General features: G+C 75.9%; 4 protein-coding genes. All 4 read right to left on the bottom strand.

All coding sequences use genetic code 11. The features are described from left to right. Positions 1-17 precede the first annotated feature (17 nt). From IEZ00_RS34010 to IEZ00_RS33995, 4 genes are read right to left on the bottom strand one after another with little or no spacing between them, the layout of a single operon-like run. Positions 18-1,277 carry a hydroxymethylglutaryl-CoA synthase family protein gene (locus tag IEZ00_RS34010; RefSeq protein ID WP_189223362.1) on the bottom strand — a complete coding sequence of 420 codons (1,260 nt, stop codon included), beginning with the start codon at positions 1,275-1,277 and terminating at the stop codon, positions 18-20. Further along, entirely contained in the window at positions 1,274-1,543 is a 270-nt protein-coding gene (locus IEZ00_RS34005) for a phosphopantetheine-binding protein (RefSeq protein ID WP_189223361.1), read from the bottom strand. Before IEZ00_RS34005 ends, IEZ00_RS34010 begins: the two co-directional genes overlap by 4 nt. Next, on the bottom strand, positions 1,540-2,490 hold the full coding sequence (locus IEZ00_RS34000; RefSeq protein WP_189223360.1) for an LnmK family bifunctional acyltransferase/decarboxylase: 951 nt from the start codon (positions 2,488-2,490) through the stop codon (positions 1,540-1,542). The genes IEZ00_RS34005 and IEZ00_RS34000 overlap by 4 nt, the downstream gene beginning before the upstream one ends. Then, a complete protein-coding gene (locus IEZ00_RS33995; RefSeq protein ID WP_189223359.1) occupies positions 2,487-17,576 on the bottom strand; it encodes an SDR family NAD(P)-dependent oxidoreductase in 15,090 nt (5,029 codons plus the stop codon). The genes IEZ00_RS34000 and IEZ00_RS33995 overlap by 4 nt, the downstream gene beginning before the upstream one ends. Between the last annotated feature and the right edge of the window lie 61 nt (positions 17,577-17,637).

The raw sequence follows: 17,637 nt of genomic DNA, 5'->3' as shown, positions 1-17,637 counted from the left end.
GCACGGGCCCACCGGTCTCACGCCGCACCGGCGGTGGTCCACTCGTACTGCCGGTGGTAGCCCTTGGTCCCGTTGAACACCAGCAGCTCCCGCTCGATGCCGAACCGGGACAGCAGCGGGGCGCACCGCGCGGCCTCGGCAGGCCGGTCGCGCTCCGGCACCAGGCACCGCGCGTTCCCGGCCAGCAGTTCGGTGTACTCGGCGAAGTCCACCTCGAAGCGGGCGGCCAGGTGGTCGCCGATCCGCGCCTCCCGCACCGCCGCGGCCGACTCGCCGTCCACCACCCCGCTGAAGAACTCCGACGCGCAGCCCGACCCGTAGGAGTACAGGCCGACGCGGGCACCGCCCTCGACGTCCGCCGCGTCCAGCAGGCTGGCCAGCGCCAGGTACACCGAGCCCGAGCAGAGGTTGCCCACCAGCCGGGGGTACCGCAGGGAGGGCTCCAGCCGCCGCGCGAAGTCGGTCTCGACCTCCTGCCGCGACGGCGCGGGCCGCACGTCCCGCATCACCGCCCGGTGCGCCGCCCGCACGATCCCCGCGAACGGCGTGTGCATGGCCAGCAGGTCGAAGGTCTCGGCGAACCCGGCCTCCTCCACGCGGTCGGCGTAGTCGCGGAACGCGCCGCGCAGGCAGTCGATGTAGGCGAACAGCGACCGGTCGGAGTCCGCCACGTCGAAGGTGGGGCCGGGCCGCGCGGAGTCGAAGGTCTCGTAGCTGTGCAGGCCGAACGCGCCCTGGTCCAGCGCCAGCACCCTGGGCCGGTCGCCGACGAGCATGGCCGCCGCGCCCGTGCCCATGGCGGGCTCGGTGTACTCGGCGCGTTCGTCCACAACGGACACGTCCGTTCCGATGACCAGGGCCTTGGCCCCCGGTGACAACCCGCTCGCGACGTACGCGGCGGCCAGCTGCACGCCCGCCGTGGCCGCGTAGCACGCCTGCTTGACCTCGATGGTCCGGCAGCGGCGGCTCAAGCCCAGCTGCTCGTGCACGTAGGAGGCGACCGACTTGCTGTAGTCCACACCGGACTCGGTCGAGGTGACCAGCAGCTCGATCGACGCCCGCTCGACCGGGTCGAGCCGGTCGAGCAGCGGCTTGGCCGCGTTCACCGCGTTGGTCACCGGGTCCTCGCAGGGCAGCGCCACGGACTTCTGGTCCATCATCAGGTTCGGCAGGCGCGCCGGGTCCAGCCCGCGCCCGGCGAACAGCGCGGCCACCGGGATGCGGGCGAGGCCGCAATAGACGTTGAGCGCCTCGATGCCGATCGGCGCAGTGCTCACTTGCCCATCCTCTCGTACAGGAACTCGGTCAGCGCGCCGATGTTCGGCAGGTCGCTGAAGCTCGCCAGCGGCTCGCGCACGCCGAGCCGGTCCAGGACCGACAGGATGATCTCCACGCGGTCCACGGAGTCGGCGCCGAGGTCGCGCAGGTGCTTGTCGGCGGTGATGTCGGCCCGCGCGACGCCCGGCACGATCTCCGCGACGGCGGCGAGGATCGCCCGCTCGACCTCGGCCCGGCCGCCGCGCGGCGGCCGCGGGGCGGTCATGCCGCACCCGCGCGCACGCGCAGCAGGCAGACCGCGAGCAGCGAGCCGTGGCGGCGGTCGCGCAGGACCACCTCGACCAGTTCGTCGGTCTGGTCGTCCCGCTTGCGCCACAGGTCCACCCGCACCCGCACGACGGCGTCGCCGTCGGCGTTGCCCAGGTAGCACACCCGCTGGTCCAGGACCACCCGGTCGAGGTAGTCGCGCACACCGCGGCCAAGGTGCCGCCACAGCCGCAGCAGGGCCCAGTCGACGATCGCGAAGTAGGAGGCGAAGTACAGCAGGCCCACGCCGTTGAGGTCGCGGCCCGCCTCGACCGGGTAGTCCGCGGTGAACCCGCGCACCGCAGGCCACCGGTCCGGCGGCGGTTCGGCCAGGAAGCTGCCGCGCCTGGCGTTCGCGCACGCCAGGCGCGGCGAGTGCGCCGGGGGCGGGGCGGGCAGGTGGTCGTGCCGGAAGCCGACGGGCGAGGCCCGCGCCAGGTCGCGGTTGCTGTGCTGCCTGGTGCGGGTGATCCAGCGGTTGAAGTTCTCCACCAGCAGGTCACCCGGTCGCGGACCGCCGTAGAAGGCGTCCGGGTCCAGCGGTTCGGGCGCCGCGCCGGTGTCCACGCGGATGCGGTGCACCGTCAACACGGACTCGCTGCCGCAGTCGAGCACACGGGACACCACCTGCAGCCGGTCCCCGAACGCGATGCCGGTCGGGTGCAGCTCGCGGCTGCCGCGGATGCGGTAGTAGTAGAACGACAGGTACGTGGGCTCGCCCCGCTCGTCCACCGCGCGGTAGGCGTCCACGCCGCACAACGCGCTCACCGCGTCCCACGTCCAGTCGCCCACCCGACCGGCGAACAGCGAGACCGGTCCGCACATGCCGGGGCTGGCGGTCTCGGTGCGGACCAGCGAGCCGTCCGCCATCGGCCGCGGGTGGGCGGCGGGGACCGGCGCGCTCATCGCGCCGCCCCGCCGTCGCTCGCCGCGCTCCCAGCGGTGAACTCCACCAGCAGCCGGTTGACCTCCTCGGCGTGCGTCAGGCACGGGAAGTGGCCCGCGCCGGGCAGCTCGACGTACCGCGAGTCCGGTATCGCGCCGTGCAGCAGGTGCGCGGTCTTGAGCGGGATGACGGTGTCGTGGCTGCCCTGGACGATCAGCGTCGGCGCGGCCACGTCGCCCAGGCGCGCCGCCAGGTCCGGCCGGGCCGCGAAGACGTCGAGGTAGCGCAAGCCGGTCTCCGGGTCCATGCTCTCGCAGCGCAGCAGCGTGCGTTCGAGTTCGGCGCGCCGCTCGGCCAGCCGCTCCCCGCCCGGCGCGGTGAGCACGTGGTCGAAGTCCTGGCGGGCCACCGCTTCCAGCCGGTCGAGCCCGCCGACCCGGTTGCCGATGCGGTACGAGCTGCCGATGAGGGTCAGCGTCGCGCAGTCCTCGGGGTGGTCCAGGGCGAACGCCAGCGCGGTGAGGCCGCCGAAGGACGCCCCCGCGACGTGCACCGGTCCGGTCACGCCTAATCCGCGCAGCGCCGCGCGGGTGAGCGCGGAGATGCCCGCCAGGGTGATGTCGGCGGCTCCCGCCGAGGCCCCGACGCCGGGGTGGTGCGCGCATACCACGCGGTGGCTCCCGCTCAGCGCGGCGAACTGGCGGGCGAACAGCCCCGCGCCGATGTTGAACGGCGGCATGAGCAGCACGGTCGGCCCGTCGCCCGCGGTGAACACCTCGACCACGGCGCCGCCGTCGACGGGGACCAGGTGCCGCTGGACGTCGGGGTGGTGCTCCCGCAGCACGGCCAGGTTGCCGTCGTCGGGCGTCCCGGCTGCCGGTGCGGCGCTCCGCGCGGGGTTTCGCGGCCGCAGCACCGGCACCAGCCGCTGACCCGCGCGCACCGCATCGTCGACGGACCACCCCAGTGGCACCGCGAGCCGCACGCACCGCCGCAGTTCCGGCGTGTCGCCCAGGTGCGGGGCACCCCGCACACCGGCGGTGAACATCCTGGCCACCACCTCCCGGACCGGGTCGGCGACGTCGCCCGCGACCCGCGCGGCGTCGACCAGGACGCAGTGCCCGCCGGGCGGCCCGGCCAGGGGCACGCCCGCACCGTCGAGCACCTCCCGCAGTGCGCGGACCGCCGCCACGCGGGTGCGGACCAGCGCGGCCACCGCGTCGGTGTCCGCGAGCGCGGCGGCGGCCAGCTTGCGGCCCGCCAGCGGCAGGTCGCGCCCACCGGCGGCCAGCTGCGCCGAGACCGCGTCGGCCAGCGCCCCGTCGCCGGTGGCCAGCAGACCACCCGCCGTGACCCCGAAGTCCTTGGTGAGGCTCATGGTCACCGCGTCGGCGCACGAGAGCAGGCTGTGCACCACCTTCCACGGGTCCTTCCCGCCGTCGCCCTCCTCGGCCCCGGCGACGAGCAGGGCGTTGTCCACGACGCGGGTCGCGTCCAGCACGACCGGCACGCCGCGCCGGTCGGCCAGCGCGCGCACGGCGGTCAGGTTCGCCTGCGAGACCGGGAGCCCGCCCGCCGCGTTGACCCCCAGCTCCAGGGACACGAACGCCACGTCCGGCCCGGACCGCTCCAGCACCTCGGCCAGCTCGTCCACGTCCACGTCGCCGCCGGTCGCGCCGCCCGCCCGGCGGACCGGGACCGGCGTGAAGCCGGCGGTCACCAGCGCCGCGAGCAGGGTGGGGAACAACCCGTTGTGCGGCACCGCGCCGCGCGGGCCCGGCCAGTTCGCGCACAGCAGCGCCTCCGCGGACCGGCCCGAGCCGACCAGCGCGGAGTACCCGAACGGCAGCCACGACGCGGCGACCTCCTCACCGCCCGCGCGGGCGGTGAGGTCGGCCGAGCGGCGGCGGATGACCTCGCCGTCCAGCTCCGCCCACGAGTCGGTCGCCAGGTCCAGCTCCACGGCGTCGTGCGGGAGCGCCAGCGGGTCGGGCGGGGTGGCGGGCGCGACGGCCGACGGCGCGCGCAGCTCGGGGTCGGCGATCATGAGGATGATCTCGGAAACCGGCGTGGGGTCGTCGGCGGGCCTGCACAGGTAGATCGGCAGGTTCACCGGCCGGAACTTGTTCTTGAACTGGAAGTTGCCCTCGCCGAAGACGCCCATCGAGCGCAGCTCGGCCAGTTCCCGCTCGATGCCGGGGTCGGCGTTGGGCGCGTCGCCCAGCTTGACGCCGAAGCTGGCGCCGAGGCTGAACGTGGTGCAGCCCTCGGCCACGATCACCCGGATGATCTCGGTGATGGCGTACTCCAGGCCGCCCAGCGGAGCTTCCGGCGGGTAGAACTCCAGGTCCAGCAGGTAACCCGGAGTGGACGGGATGCGGGTGACGACGATGGCGTTTGCCAGCTCGCCGTCGACACGGGTGAGGAACAGCCGGTGGCGGTCGGTCAGGCTGCCGGAGCGGATCTCGTCGCGCACCACCGCCACGTAGGGGTTGACCATCTGCTTGTTGCGCGTCCAGCGGTCGAGCATGGCCGCGACCTCGGCGTCGGTGGCCGGGTCGCTCCCGGAGCGGTACTCGACCGTCCGACAGGCGCCCTGTCGCTCGAAGCGGCGCACCATGTACCGCAACCGCGACATCCGGCTGCCGTCGAGGCCGAACGACGGCAGGTCCTCGATCCGCTGGAGCGCCCCGAACGGCGTGGCGGTGAGCGGTTGGCCGTCCACCTGCTCCAGGGGCGCCAGCGACAGGAAATTCGGTCGCAGCCCGTGCTCCCGGCAGTGGCGGACCAGTTCGGCGGCCAGCTCGTCGAACCGGTCGGCCGGGCCGACGTAGCTCCAGGCGAACAGCACGCCGTTGCGGACCGAGACGTTGAAGTAGCCCTGCTGCCGGGCCCCGATGAGGGCGAACGGGGCGATGTCCCGCCCGGCCAAGCCGCCCTCCATGCCGTGCGCCCGCTCCAGCTCGGCCACCGCGCGGGCCAGCTCCGGCCTGCCGGGCAGGTCCCGCTTGAGCACGACGATCGTGCCGCCCCGCTCGGCGACGGGTGGCGCGTCCGGCCGCCCGCCGCCGTCCGGGGTGGTGGTCAGGCGCTCCAGCGCGCTCGGGCCGTAGCGCTCGACCAGCTCCTCGGTGACCTCCGCCGTGGTGGGGCGGTCGAACAGCAGCGTCTTGCGCTGGGGGCCGAACCGCTTGTCCAGCTCGTTGACCAGGCGGAGCATGTCGAACGAGGTGAACCCGTTGTCGGTGAAGGTCAGCGCCGGGTCGACGGGTCTGCCGACGGTGGCCACGACCAGCTCCTCCAGCCGCCGCCGGACCTCCGCCGTGTCGATCACCGTGTCAACCGCCGTGTCCGCCTCGGCGTCGACCGCCGTGCCTGTCCCGACGTCGGCCGCCGAGGGGTCGCCCGCGCGGGGCGCCGACCGGCGCACGAAGCGCGCCAGCGCCTCGATCGAGTCGTGCTCGTAGAGGTCCGCGGCCTTGAGGTCCACCCCGTGGGCGTCGTTGAGCCAGCGGACCAGCTCCATCCGGAAGATCGAGTCGAGGCCAAGGTCGGCGAACGAGCCGTCCGGGCTCAGCCAGTCCGCGTCGACGCCGAGGATCACGGCGAGCCTGTCGCGGATGGCCGCCTCCACACCGTCCGCCTGCCCGGCGAGGGGGTGCTCGGCGGTCGCCGAGGATGGCTCCGGGGCGGACGGCGCTCCGGCCCGCCGGGGCACGGGGACGGGCCCGCCCGCGGCCGGTCCGGTGCCGCCGCGACCGGCGGGCCGCGCCAACCGGACCTTGGCCCGCGGCGCCTGCCTCGGAGTCTCGTCCCGCACGGGGTCGTCCTGCACCGTGTCCTCCTCGGGAACGTCGGTGGTTCGCTCGGTGAACCAGTGGGTGGTCTTGGCGAAGGGGAAACCGGGCAGGCCGGGCAGCCTGCGGACCGGGGCGGGCCACCGGGCCGCCCAGTCGACGCGCCGCCCGGCGACCCAAGCCGCGATCGGGTCCTCGTCGGGGTCCGCCGGGTCCGCGGCCTCCGCTTTCCGCCAACTGCCCGGCACCAGGCCCCGCACCAGCCCCGGCGCCGGGCGGTCCTCGGCGACCGCGCGCAGCGTCCGCAGCGCCTGCTCGTGGTCCTCCGCGAGGAAGCCGCACCGGTGGGGCAGCGCCTCGCGCCCGACCTGGAGCGTGCGGGCGACCCTGGCCAGCGGCAGGTGGGGACGCCGCGCGAGCAGGTCGGCCAGCCGCCCGGCGTACTCGGCCAGCGCCCGCGGGCTCGGCGCGGACAGCACGAACGCGTGCGGGCCGGGCGGCGAGGCGTCGTCCTCGGGCTCGACCAAGCCCTCCAGCACGACGTGGGCGTTCGTGCCGCCGAAGCCGAACGAGCTGATGCCCGCACGCCGGACCGGGGTGCCGTCGGGCAGGGTGGCCGCCTCCCAGTCGCGCAGCTCCGCGTTGAGGTAGAAGGGGCTGTCCGCGAGATCGAGGTACCTGTTGGGCCGCTCCAGGTTGATCGACGCGGGCAGCTTGCGGTGGTGCAGGCACAGCAGCACCTTGAGCAGGCTCGCCATGCCCGCGGCCGTCTCGAGATGGCCGGTGTTGGTCTTCACCGAGCCGATGCCGATCCACGGCGGCCCCTCGGGCGCGCCGAGTTCGGCGAACGCCTTGCGCAGCCCCTCCACCTCGACCGGATCGCCCAGCCGGGTGCCGGTGCCGTGCGCCTCGACGTAGCCGACCGTGCGCGGGTCCACCGCCGCTTCCCGGTGGGCCGCCACGATGACGCGGGCCTGCGCCTTCGGGTTGGGAGCCGTCAGCGACGTGGCCCGGCCGCCGTGGCCGACCGCGCTGCCGCGGATCACCGCGTACACGTGGTCGCCGTCGGCGAGCGCGCGGTCCAGCGGTTTGAGCAGGACGACGCCCACGCCCTCGCCGCGGCCGTAGCCGTCCGCGGCCTCGTCGAACGCCTTGCACCGGCCGTCCGGGCTGAGCATCCCGGAATCGGCGAAGGCGACGAACAGGCCGGGGCTCAGCAGCAGGTTCACGCCGCCGACCAGCGCCGCGTCGCACTCCCCCGACCGGATGGCCCGCACGGCCCGGTGCAGCGCCACCAGCGAGCTGGAGCACGCCGTGTCGACGGCCTCGCTCGGACCGCGCAGGTCGAGCAGGTGCGACACGCGGTTGGCCAGGATGCACGCGGCGATGCCGCTGGCCGAGTGCGCCTCCACCGGGACGCCGTGGGTCCGCAGCAGGTCGTCGTAGTCGCAGGCGGACACCGCGGCGAACAGCCCGGTGGCGGTGCCCGCGAACGACGACGGCGCGTAGCCCGCGTCCTCGACCGCACGCCACACCGTCTCCAGGAACAGCCGCTGCTGGGGGTCCATCAGCGCCGCTTCGCGGGGGGAGATGCCGAACAGCGCGGCGTCGAAGCGGCGGACGTCGTCCAGGAAGCCCGCCCGGACGTCCCTGGTGCGGTGGTCGGCGAGCAGGTCGGTCCGGTCCGGCGGGACCGGGCAGATCAGGTCGTCGCCGTCCACCAGGTGCTGCCAGAACCGGTCGACGTCCGCCGACCCCGGCAGGACACCCGCCATGCCCACCACCGCGACCGGCGACGGCCTGTCCGGCGCGGGTTCCGGGGTGGGCCTGGGGGCGGCCACCCTCACGTCCGCCGGGGCCGGTCCGCGGACCTCGCCCACTTCCACGTCACCGACTCCCTGGCCTGCCTGCTCCGCGTCACCGGCTTGCCGGCCCTCCGGTCCCGCTTCGAAGGCGGGTGCGGCGACCGGGGTGTCCGCGTTCACCGGCACGTCCGGCATCGCCGCGGTGGTCGCCCTCGCGGCCACCGCCGGGCCGTGCTCCTCGACCAGGTACCGGGCGAACGCGGCCAGGTTCACCGACTCGAACAGCACGGTCGGCAGGAGGTCCAGGTCGTAGCGCTCGTTGACCGCGCCGATCAGCTCGGTGAGCGAGATCGAGTCGAAGCCCGCGTCCATCAGGTCCGCGTCCAGGTCGACGTGCTGCTCCTCGACCAGCAGGAACCGCGCCGCGATCGACCTCAGCTCGGTCCGCACGAACGCCGCGGCGTCGGCCGGGGGCGGCACGGCCGCCTCGACGCGCTCGTCGGCGGGACGGGTGCCGCCCCCGGTGGCCACCACCAGGCAGTCCGCCCCGGCGGACAGGGCGCGGGCGAAGGCGGCCATGCCGTCCGCGGTGCCCAGCGGTGTGCTGCCCCACCGGCGGGCGAACAGCCGCCTGGTCGCGTCGGGGACGGTCATGCCGCCCTCTTCCCACAGCGGCCAGCAGATCGACACCGCCCGCCCCTGCCGCCGCCCCGCCGCGAGCAACCCGTTGCGCAGCGCGGCGAACTCGTCCAGGAAGGCGTTGGCGTAGGCGTAGTCGACCTGCCCGAGGTTGCCGGTGCGGCCCGCGACCGACGAGAACAGCACGAAGAAGTCCAGCGGTTCACCCGCCGTGGCCGCGTCCGCGTGCACCGCGCCGAGCACCTTGGCGCCCAGGACCTCCGCGACGTCCTCGGGCGACTTGCGCACGGCCAGCGAGTCCCGCGTGACCCCCGCGGCGTGGACCAGACCGCACAGCGGTCCGTGCTCCCTGCGCACCTCGTCCACGAGCCGCCGCACGTCTCGCTGGTCGGCCAGGTCGACCCGCCGGTACACCACGGTCGAACCGGGCCCCGCCAGGCCGCGCGGGTCCGGCGCGCCGGGGTCCGAGCGACCGGCCAGGACGACGGTGATCGGGGCCTGCCCGCTCAGGTGCTCGGCGAGCTTGCGCCCGAGCGCGCCCGCACCGCCGAGGACCAGGTAGGTGCCGCCCGCGCGCAGCGGGACGGCCGGGACCTCGCCGGGCGGGTCGACCGGTTCCAGGTCCGCCTCCCACCGACCCTCCCCGGTGCGGCGCACCTGCCGGACGCGGTCCTCCGGCGGCCCGGACGGCGTGGTGCGGCGCAGTTCGTCCACCAGCAGGCCCGCGGCGTCGGCGACGTCCTCGAAAGCCGCCGACACGCCGGTGAACCCGCTGTGCTCCAAGGCCAGCGTGCGCAGCATCGCGTGCAGCGCGGCGGGCACGGGCCGGTGCTCTCCCGGCCGCCGCTCGAACCCGGCGGCCACCCGCAGCGGTTTCCGCCCCCCGGCGGCCAGCACGGCGGTGGTGGCCCACAGCAGCGGGTACACCGCGGTGTCGAGTTCGACGGCGACGTCAGCGCCGTCGGTGGCGGGCGCCAAGTGCACGACGGCGTCGGGCAGCAGGTCCCGTTGCGCGAGGTCGGTCACCGCGGCGGTGAGGTCCGCGCGGCCGCCTGACGCCCGGACGCACCGGACCCCGGCCTCGGTCAGCCGCGCGGCGGTGGCTTCGGCGCCGAGGTCGTCGCCGAGCACCAGCGCGGTCCGCGGCAGGGATGCCGGTGGCGCGTCGACGCGCCGCCACACCGGCCGCGAGTACGTCAGGGACGCGTCGGAAGCCGCGCCGCCCCCTGCGGTTCCAGCGGGCGCGGGAGCGGGTCGGGGCAGCCAGAACCTCCTGCGGTCGAACGGGTAGGGCGGCATGGCCACTCGTCCCGGTGAGCCGCCGGGCCACAGCGCGCGCCAGTCGACGGGCGTCCCGCCGACCCACAGCTTCGCCAGCGCGCGCAATCGGCGCCCGGCGACCAGCTGGGCGACCAAGCCGTCCTCGTCCGCGGCCTCGCCGGGCCGTTCCGCCGTGCCCAGCACGACGCCCTCGGCGGACCGCCCGGCGCTCGCCGCGCGCAGCCGCTCCACCAGCTCCCCGCTGCCCCCCGCGACCACGGCGAGCCGCTCGCCGAACTCCGCGCGGCCCACCTGCGTGGTGTGCGCCAAGGCGGCGAGCGACAGGTCGAGCCGGGCGGCCACCGCGTCGGCCAGGTCGGCCGCCGCGGTGCGCAACTGCTCCGACGTGCGCGCGGACAGCAGGAACACCTGCTCGCCCTCGGCGGGCGCGGCGGCGGGTGGCCGGGCGTAGCCCTCGACGACCACGTGCGCGTTGGCCCCGCCCGCGCCGAACGAGCTGATCCCGGCCCGGCGCGGCGCGGCCCAGTCGACCGGTTCGGTCGGCAGGACGAACGGGGTGGACCGCAGGTCGATCTTCGGGTTGACCCGGAGCAGGTTCGCGCACGGCGCGACCACGCCGTGCCTGAGCTGGAGCAGCACCTTGGTCAGCCCGGCGATGCCCGCCGCGCCCTCCAGGTGCCCGATGTTGGCCTTGACCGACCCGACCAGGCACCGCTCGGGCCCGCCGACCTCGCGCAGGGCCTCGGACAGCGCGGCGAGTTCGATCGGGTCGCCCAACGACGTGCCGGTGCCGTGCGCCTCGACGAAGCCGATGGTGCGGGGGTCCACACCGGACTCGCGGATCGCCTCGGCCACCAGCCGGGCCTGCGCGTTCGGGTTCGGCACCGTGTACCCCGCGGTGCGCCCGCCCGCGTTGACGCGGGTGCCCTTGATCACCGCCCAGATGTCGTCCCCGTCCGCCTCGGCCGCCGCCAGCGGCTTGAGCAGCACCGCGCCGACGCCCTCCCCCGGCACGATGCCGTCGGCCCGCTCGTCGAAGACCTTGCAGGCCCCGTCCGGGGACAGCATCCGCATCGACGACAGCGCGACCAGGTGCGCGGGGTGCAGCACGAGGTTGACCCCGCCTGCGATGGCCATCCGGCACTCGCCCCTGCGCAGGCTCTGCACGGCCAGGTGCACCGCGGTCAGCGAGGACGAGCAGGCGGAGTCCACCGCGAAGCTCGGCCCGCGCAGGTCCAGCGTGTACGACACGCGGTTGGCGATGGACCAGTACGGCGAGTGCCCGTCGGTGAACCGGCCCGCCCGCCACCCGCCCGCCGCGGCCAGCTGGCCGTAGGTCCCGTACATCGTGCCGACGAACACACCCGTGGACCGCTCGCGGGTGGTGTCGGCGAGGTGACCCGAGTCCTGCAGCAGCGTCCACGCGGTCTCCAGGAACAACCGCTCCTGGGGGTCCATGGTCGCCGCGTCGCGGGGCAGGATGCCGAAGAAGCCGGGGTCGAACCGGTCGACCCCCTCGATGAACCCACCCCAGCGGCCGTAGCTGCGGTTCGGCTTCCCCGGTTCCGGGTCGTAGAGCTCGTCCCAGTCGAAACCGGCCCAGTCGAACCGCTCCGGCGGCACCGCGGTGACCGACCGCTGCCCCGCGCGGAGGTTGCGCCAGAACGCGTCGAGGTCCGGCGCGCCGGGATACCGGCCCGTCACGCCGATGACGGCGATGTCCCCCGAGGTGTCCCCCGAGGTGTCCCCCGGGAGGGCGTCGGCCGGAGCCTCCGCTGGGTCCTCCGCGGCGGGTGCGGCGGCGACGCGGCCGGGTGCCGCGTCCCGCCGCGATGGCGTGAGCACCGCCGCCAACCGGTCGCCGCAGTGCCGCTCGAAGTGCTCGGCCAGCTCCTCGATGGTCGTGCGCTGGAACAGCAGGGTGGCGGGCAGTTCGCCCAGGTCCCGCTCGAACCGGTCCACGATGGACAGGCTCACCAGCGAGTCCACCCCGAAGGTCTCGAACGTCGCCCGCTCGTCGAGGTCCGCCGAGCGGAACTTGAGCACCTCGGCGAACACCCGCCGGACGTAGTCGACGACGGCGGCGCGGGTGAGCGGTCCCGCCGGGACCGGCGGTCCGGCGGGTTCGACCCGCTGCCGCTCGGCCACCACGACGCACTGCGCCAGCCGGTCCTCCGGGGTGCCCGGCACGCCGCGCACGCGCCGCACCGCCAGTCCTGCCCCGGTCAGCGCGTCGCGCCACTGGGCGGGGCCGAGCAGCGGCGAGCGGTCCAGCCGCGCGGCCGGGTCGCGGAACCGCCACCAGCCGGGCGTCAGGCCGAACGTCGCGGTCAGGAAGTCGGTGGCCAGGGTGGCCTCGTTGACCACCAGCAGCCCGCCGGGGCGCAGCAGCCCGGCCACGGTGGCGAGCGCGCGGCCGATGTCGGCGGTGGCGTGCAGGACGTTGGCCGCGACCACGACGTCGTAGCCCGGCGCGGCCAGCCCTTGCGCCATCGGGTCCTGCTCGACGTCGAACAGCCCGAAGGTCACGTTGGGGTGCTCGACGCCGAAGCGCTCGCGCGCGCGGTTGAGGAACGCCGGGGACACGTCGGTGAAGTGCAGCCGGGGCAGCGGGTCGAGCCCGGCGCAGGCGTCGAGCACGAACGCGGTGCTCGCCCCGGTGCCCGCACCGACCTCCAGGACCTCCGCGGGCCGCCCCGTCGCCCGAGCGACCTCGCGGACCGCGGCCACCACCTCCTCGGCGACCAGCCGGTGGTGGAAGTCCGCGCCGGTGTTGCCCCGGTACACCTCGTCGAGCAGTTCCGTCGAGCCGCCGGGAAACAGCACCTCGACCCCGCGCCGGGTCCCCGCGAGCACCTCGGGCAGCGCCGCCGCGCAGGTGCGCAGCAGGCGCAGGTGGCCTGCCAGCTCCGGGTACCGGGCGGCGACTTCGGCCGTGGTGTCCTCGGGCACCGCGCCGGTGACCTCCACCCACCCGTCGCCCAGCCGGACCACGCCCGCGCGGACCAGCGCGTCCAGCACCGCGTCGAACAGCCTGCCCTGCTCCGGGGCCACGGGGAGCCGCTCGGCCAGGCAGGCGAGGTCCACCCGCTCGCCCGGTGCGGGCGCACCGGGCATCCCGAGGAACACGCGGGCCAGCAGCGCCCGGCTGCACTCGTCCAGCTCGGCGTATCCGGCGACGGCGCCCGCGATGTCGGGGTCCGGCCGGGGGCCCGCGCCCAGTCTCGCCAGCCCCTCCCCGGTGCCCTTCACCACCAGGGCCTGTGGCAGGCCTGCGCGCAGGACGCGCTCCAGCGCCGCGATGCCGTCGGCCGGTTCGAGCGGGGCGATGCCCAGGGCGGCGAATCGCTCCCGGTGCTCGGGTGTGGCGACGGCGCCGACGCTGCCCCAGTAGCCCCAGTCGATCGCGGTCGCGGGCAGGCCCGCGGCGCGCAGCGCCAGGGCACAGGCGTCCTCGAACCAGCTCGCGGCCGCGTAGTTGCCCTGGCCCGCGGCGTCGGTGCAGGTCACGGCGGAGGAGAAGTAGGCGAGGAAATCCAGCGGTTCGCCCGCCAGCGCCTCGCCGAGCGCGACGGCGCCTGCTGCCTTGGGCGCCAGCACCTCCAGCAAGTCCTCCTCGCGCATCGTGGCCAGCGCGCGGTCGCGCAGCACCATCGCGGCGTGCACGACCCCGTGCAAGGCCCCGAAGCGGGTCTTCGCCACGTCGACTGCGGCGCGCAGCGCGGCCGGGTCGCCCACGTCGCCCCGCAGGTAGGCGACCTGGCCGCCGAGCCGCTCGACCTCCGCACGGGCCGCCCGGACGCCGTCGTCCTCGGGGCGGCGGCCCAGCCAGACCAGGCGGGCCCCCACCGTGCGCGCGAGGTGCGCGCTGAAGGCGCGGCCGAGGCCGCCCGCCCCGCCGACGACCAGGTACGTGCCGCCGGGGCGGAACACCGCCCTGGCCGCCCCCTCCCCCGGCGCGGGGACCAGCCGCCGGACCAGCCGTCGCTCCCCGCGCAGCGCGACCACCCGCTCGGTGTGTTCCTCGCCCGCGATCCGCGCCGCGAGCAGCGGGTCCGCCGCGGCCGACCCGACGTCGACGCACCCGGCCCGCCAGCGGGGGTGCTCGGCCCGGATCGCGCCGACCAGCCCGACCAGCGCGGCGGCGGCAGGGTCGGGCACCTCCTCGCCGGACACCGCCACCGCGCCGCGCAGGACCACCGACAGGGTCAGCGGGTGCCTGGCCCAGCCCGCGTCAATCATGCCCCTCACCAGGCGGAACAGGTCGAGCACGGCCGAGTGCCCGGTGCGGTCGTCGGGCGCGGCGACCACGTGCACCACGTCGAACGGCCGCCGCGGGTCGCCCCACAGCGCGTCGGCCTCGGCGGGGGACACGCACACCGCGTGCTCCGGCTCCCCGTGGGCCAGCAGCGCCAGTGCGAGGGGGTCGTCGGGGGCGGCGACGACCGCCACCCTGCCCCGCGCCCGGCCCCGCGCCGCTGCCGTGGCCGGGGCCGGCTCCCACCGGGGCACGAACACCGTCTCCGGGACGAGATCCGCGTCCTCCGCCAACGGCCCGTCGGTGCGGGCGGGCTCGGGCGCCGCACGCAGGCGCAGGCCGTCCAAGCGCACGCAGACGTGCCCCGCGGCATCGGCGACGCGAACGGAGAACCGGAAGTCGCCCTCCTTGCGCACGTGGGCGTAGCGCGGTGCGGCCCGCCGGTCGAGGACGTCCACGCGCTCCACCGCGAAGGGCAGCAGCGGCCGGGGGTTCGCGCCCTCGGCCACCAGCACCACGGCGGCCTGGAGAGCGGCGTCGAGGGTGGCCGGGACCAGTGCGGCGCCCGCCGGGTCCACCCGGTCCGCCGCGCGCAGCACGCCGATCGCCTCGTCACGGCCCCGGCGCAACTCCTCCAGGCCCCGGTGGTCGCCGCGGTAGTCCAGACCGGCCGACGCGAAGCGCCGGTACACCTGCTCGACCGGGACCGGCTCGGGGCAGCGCTCGCTCACCGCCGCCGCGTCGAGGCGCTCGCCGTCGTCGGTGAGCGGGTGGACCGCGCCGTGGGCGCACTCCCCCGACTCGTCGGCCAGGGTCACGGCGACGCCGTCGCGCTTCGGCCGCACCACCAGCGACACCGTGCGGGGAGCCCGGACCACCAGCGGCCGGGACCACCGCAGACCGCGGATGGCCACCGCCCCCTCGACCGGGGCGACCGAGGCCAGCAGCAGGACCGAGGCGGTGGCGGGCAGCACTGGCGCCCCGCCGACGTGGTGGCAGGCGACCAGCCAGTGGTCCGGGGTCAGCCGCAGCTCGTGGGTGGTGGTGTCACCGGACCGGGTGGTTCCGCTCAGCAGGGGCGCGTCGTCCGCCCGCACCCAGTGCCGCTCGCGGGCGAAGGGGTACGGCGGCAGCGGCACCCGGCGCACCGGGCGGTCCCGGTGGTGCTCCGCCCAGTCGGGGTCCTCGCCGCGGGCGTAGGCCAGCGCGAGGTCGCGCAGCGCCTGCGGGGCCGTCCGGTCCGCGGCGGGCGGGGTGCGGCCGTCCGCCACGGCGCGCAGCCACGCCAGCAGGGCCGCGCGGTCGGCCACGACGACCGCGGCCCGCGCCCGCAGGTGGCGACGCCCCACCGCCAGGGTGTGCGCGACGTCGGCGAGGCGGTGGCCAGCTCCCGGTCCGTCGAGGTGGTCGGCCAGGTCCGCCGCCCGGCGGCGCAGCCCCTCCTCGTCGCGCGCGGAGAGCACGACCACCTCGGCGCGGGAGTTCGGCGCGCCCTCCGTCCGCGCGGGCGGTTCCGCCACCACGACGTGGCAGTTGACCCCGCTGAAGCCGAAGCTGCTCACCGCCGCCACCCGCCGCCCGGACGGCCCCGGCGGCCACGGCTCCAGCTCGCGCACCACGCGCAGCGGCCCCGCGCCGAAGTCGATGTGGGGGTTGGGCACCTCGTAGCCCGGCGTGGGCGGCAGCTGGCCGTGCCGCAGCGCCAGCAGCACCTTCAGCAGGCCGGCGATCCCGGCCGCCACGGTGGTGTGCCCGATGTTGCCCTTCACCGACCCGAGACCGCTGCTGGTCCGGCCGTCCGCCGGGCTCAGCGCCGCGTTGAGCGCCTTCACCTCGATCGGGTCGCCCAGCTCGGTGCCGGTGCCGTGCGCCTCCACGTACCCGACGTCCGCGGGCCGGACGCCCGCGAGGTCGTGCACGCGCCTGATCAGGTCGGCCTGCGCGCGGGCGCTGGGCGCGGTGATGCCGTTGGTCTTGCCGTCGCTGTTTACGCCGCTGGCGAGGATCACGCCGTGGACGTGGTCGCCGTCGGCCAGCGCGCGGTCGAGCTTCTTGAGCACCACCACGCCGACGCCCTCGCCCAGCACGATGCCGTCGGCGCCCGCGTCGAACGGGCGGCAGCGGCCCGTGGGCGACAACATGCCGGTCCTGCTGGTCCAGACGTGCATCTTGGGCGTGCACATGACCGCGACACCGCCCGCCACCGCCGCGTCGCACTCGCCGCGCAGCAGGCTGGCGCAGGCCAGGTCCAGCGCCACCAACGAGGACGAGCACGCGGTGTCCAGGGCTACCGCGGGACCGCTGAAGTCGAGCAGGTACGCGATGCGGGCCGCCAGCACGGACGGCGCGTTGCCCAGGAACGCCTGGGCGGACAGCCCCCGGCCCGCCGCGTCGAGCAGGTCGGTGTAGTCCCCGGCGGCGCACCCCGCGAACACGCCCCAGGGGCGCCTGCCGCGGTCGCCCGCGTAGCCCGCGTCCTCCAGCGCGGCCCACGCGTGGCGCAGGAACAGCCGCTGCTGCGGGTCCATCGCCTCGGCGTCGAGCGGTGACAGGTTGAACAGCTGCGCGTCGAACACGTCGACGTCGTCCAGCATCGCCGCCCACTTGCTGTAGGTGCGGTCCGGCGCCCGCCGGTCGGGGTCGAAGTGCTCGCCCACGTCCCACCGGTGCGGTGGCACCTCGCGGATGCTGCACCGGCCCCTGGCCAGGTTGTCCCAGAACGCGTCGAGGTCAGGGGCGTCGGGGAAGCTGCCCGACATGCCGATGACCGCGATCTCCCGCCCCGTGGTGGGCGGCTCGGCCGCTCCCCGCGCGGGAGCGGGCGGTGCGACCACCGGCCGCGGATCGGTGGGCAGGGGCGTCAGCCTCACCTGACCGGCACCCGGAGCGGGCTCCGGGTTCTTCTCCAGGACCGATTCGGGGACCGATTCGGGGACCGATTCGGGGGCCGATTCGGGGGCCGATTCGGGGGCCGCCACCCGCGCGGAGGCGACCGGCGGTTCGGGCGCGGGCTGCGCCTCGACGCGCCGGGGACCGGGATCGGTCGCGGCGGCGCGGAGGGCGGCGGACCGCGTCAGGTCCTCGGCCACCGCCTCGGCGAGCGCGGGCACGGTCGGCCGGTCGTACACGGCGGTGGAGTCCAGATCAGTGCCCAGGCGGCGGTTGAGCTTGCCGATGATCTCCACCGCGCCGACCGAGTCCAGCCCCATCTCGGCGAACGTGCGGTCCGAGTCGATCTCCTCCCGGTCGAGGTAGAGCACCTCGCCGAGCACGTCCTCCACCTCGGCGCGGACGTCCTCGGCCGTCACCGCCACCGCCACCGGCACCTGCGCCGGTGCTCCAGGCGCGACGGGTTCGGGCGCGACGGGTTCGGGCGCGACGGGTTCG

Origin of the sequence: Saccharothrix coeruleofusca (assembly GCF_014648515.1) — a bacterium.
Classification (GTDB): domain Bacteria; phylum Actinomycetota; class Actinomycetes; order Mycobacteriales; family Pseudonocardiaceae; genus Actinosynnema; species Actinosynnema coeruleofuscum.
This window is presented reverse-complemented; position numbering and strand designations above follow the sequence as displayed.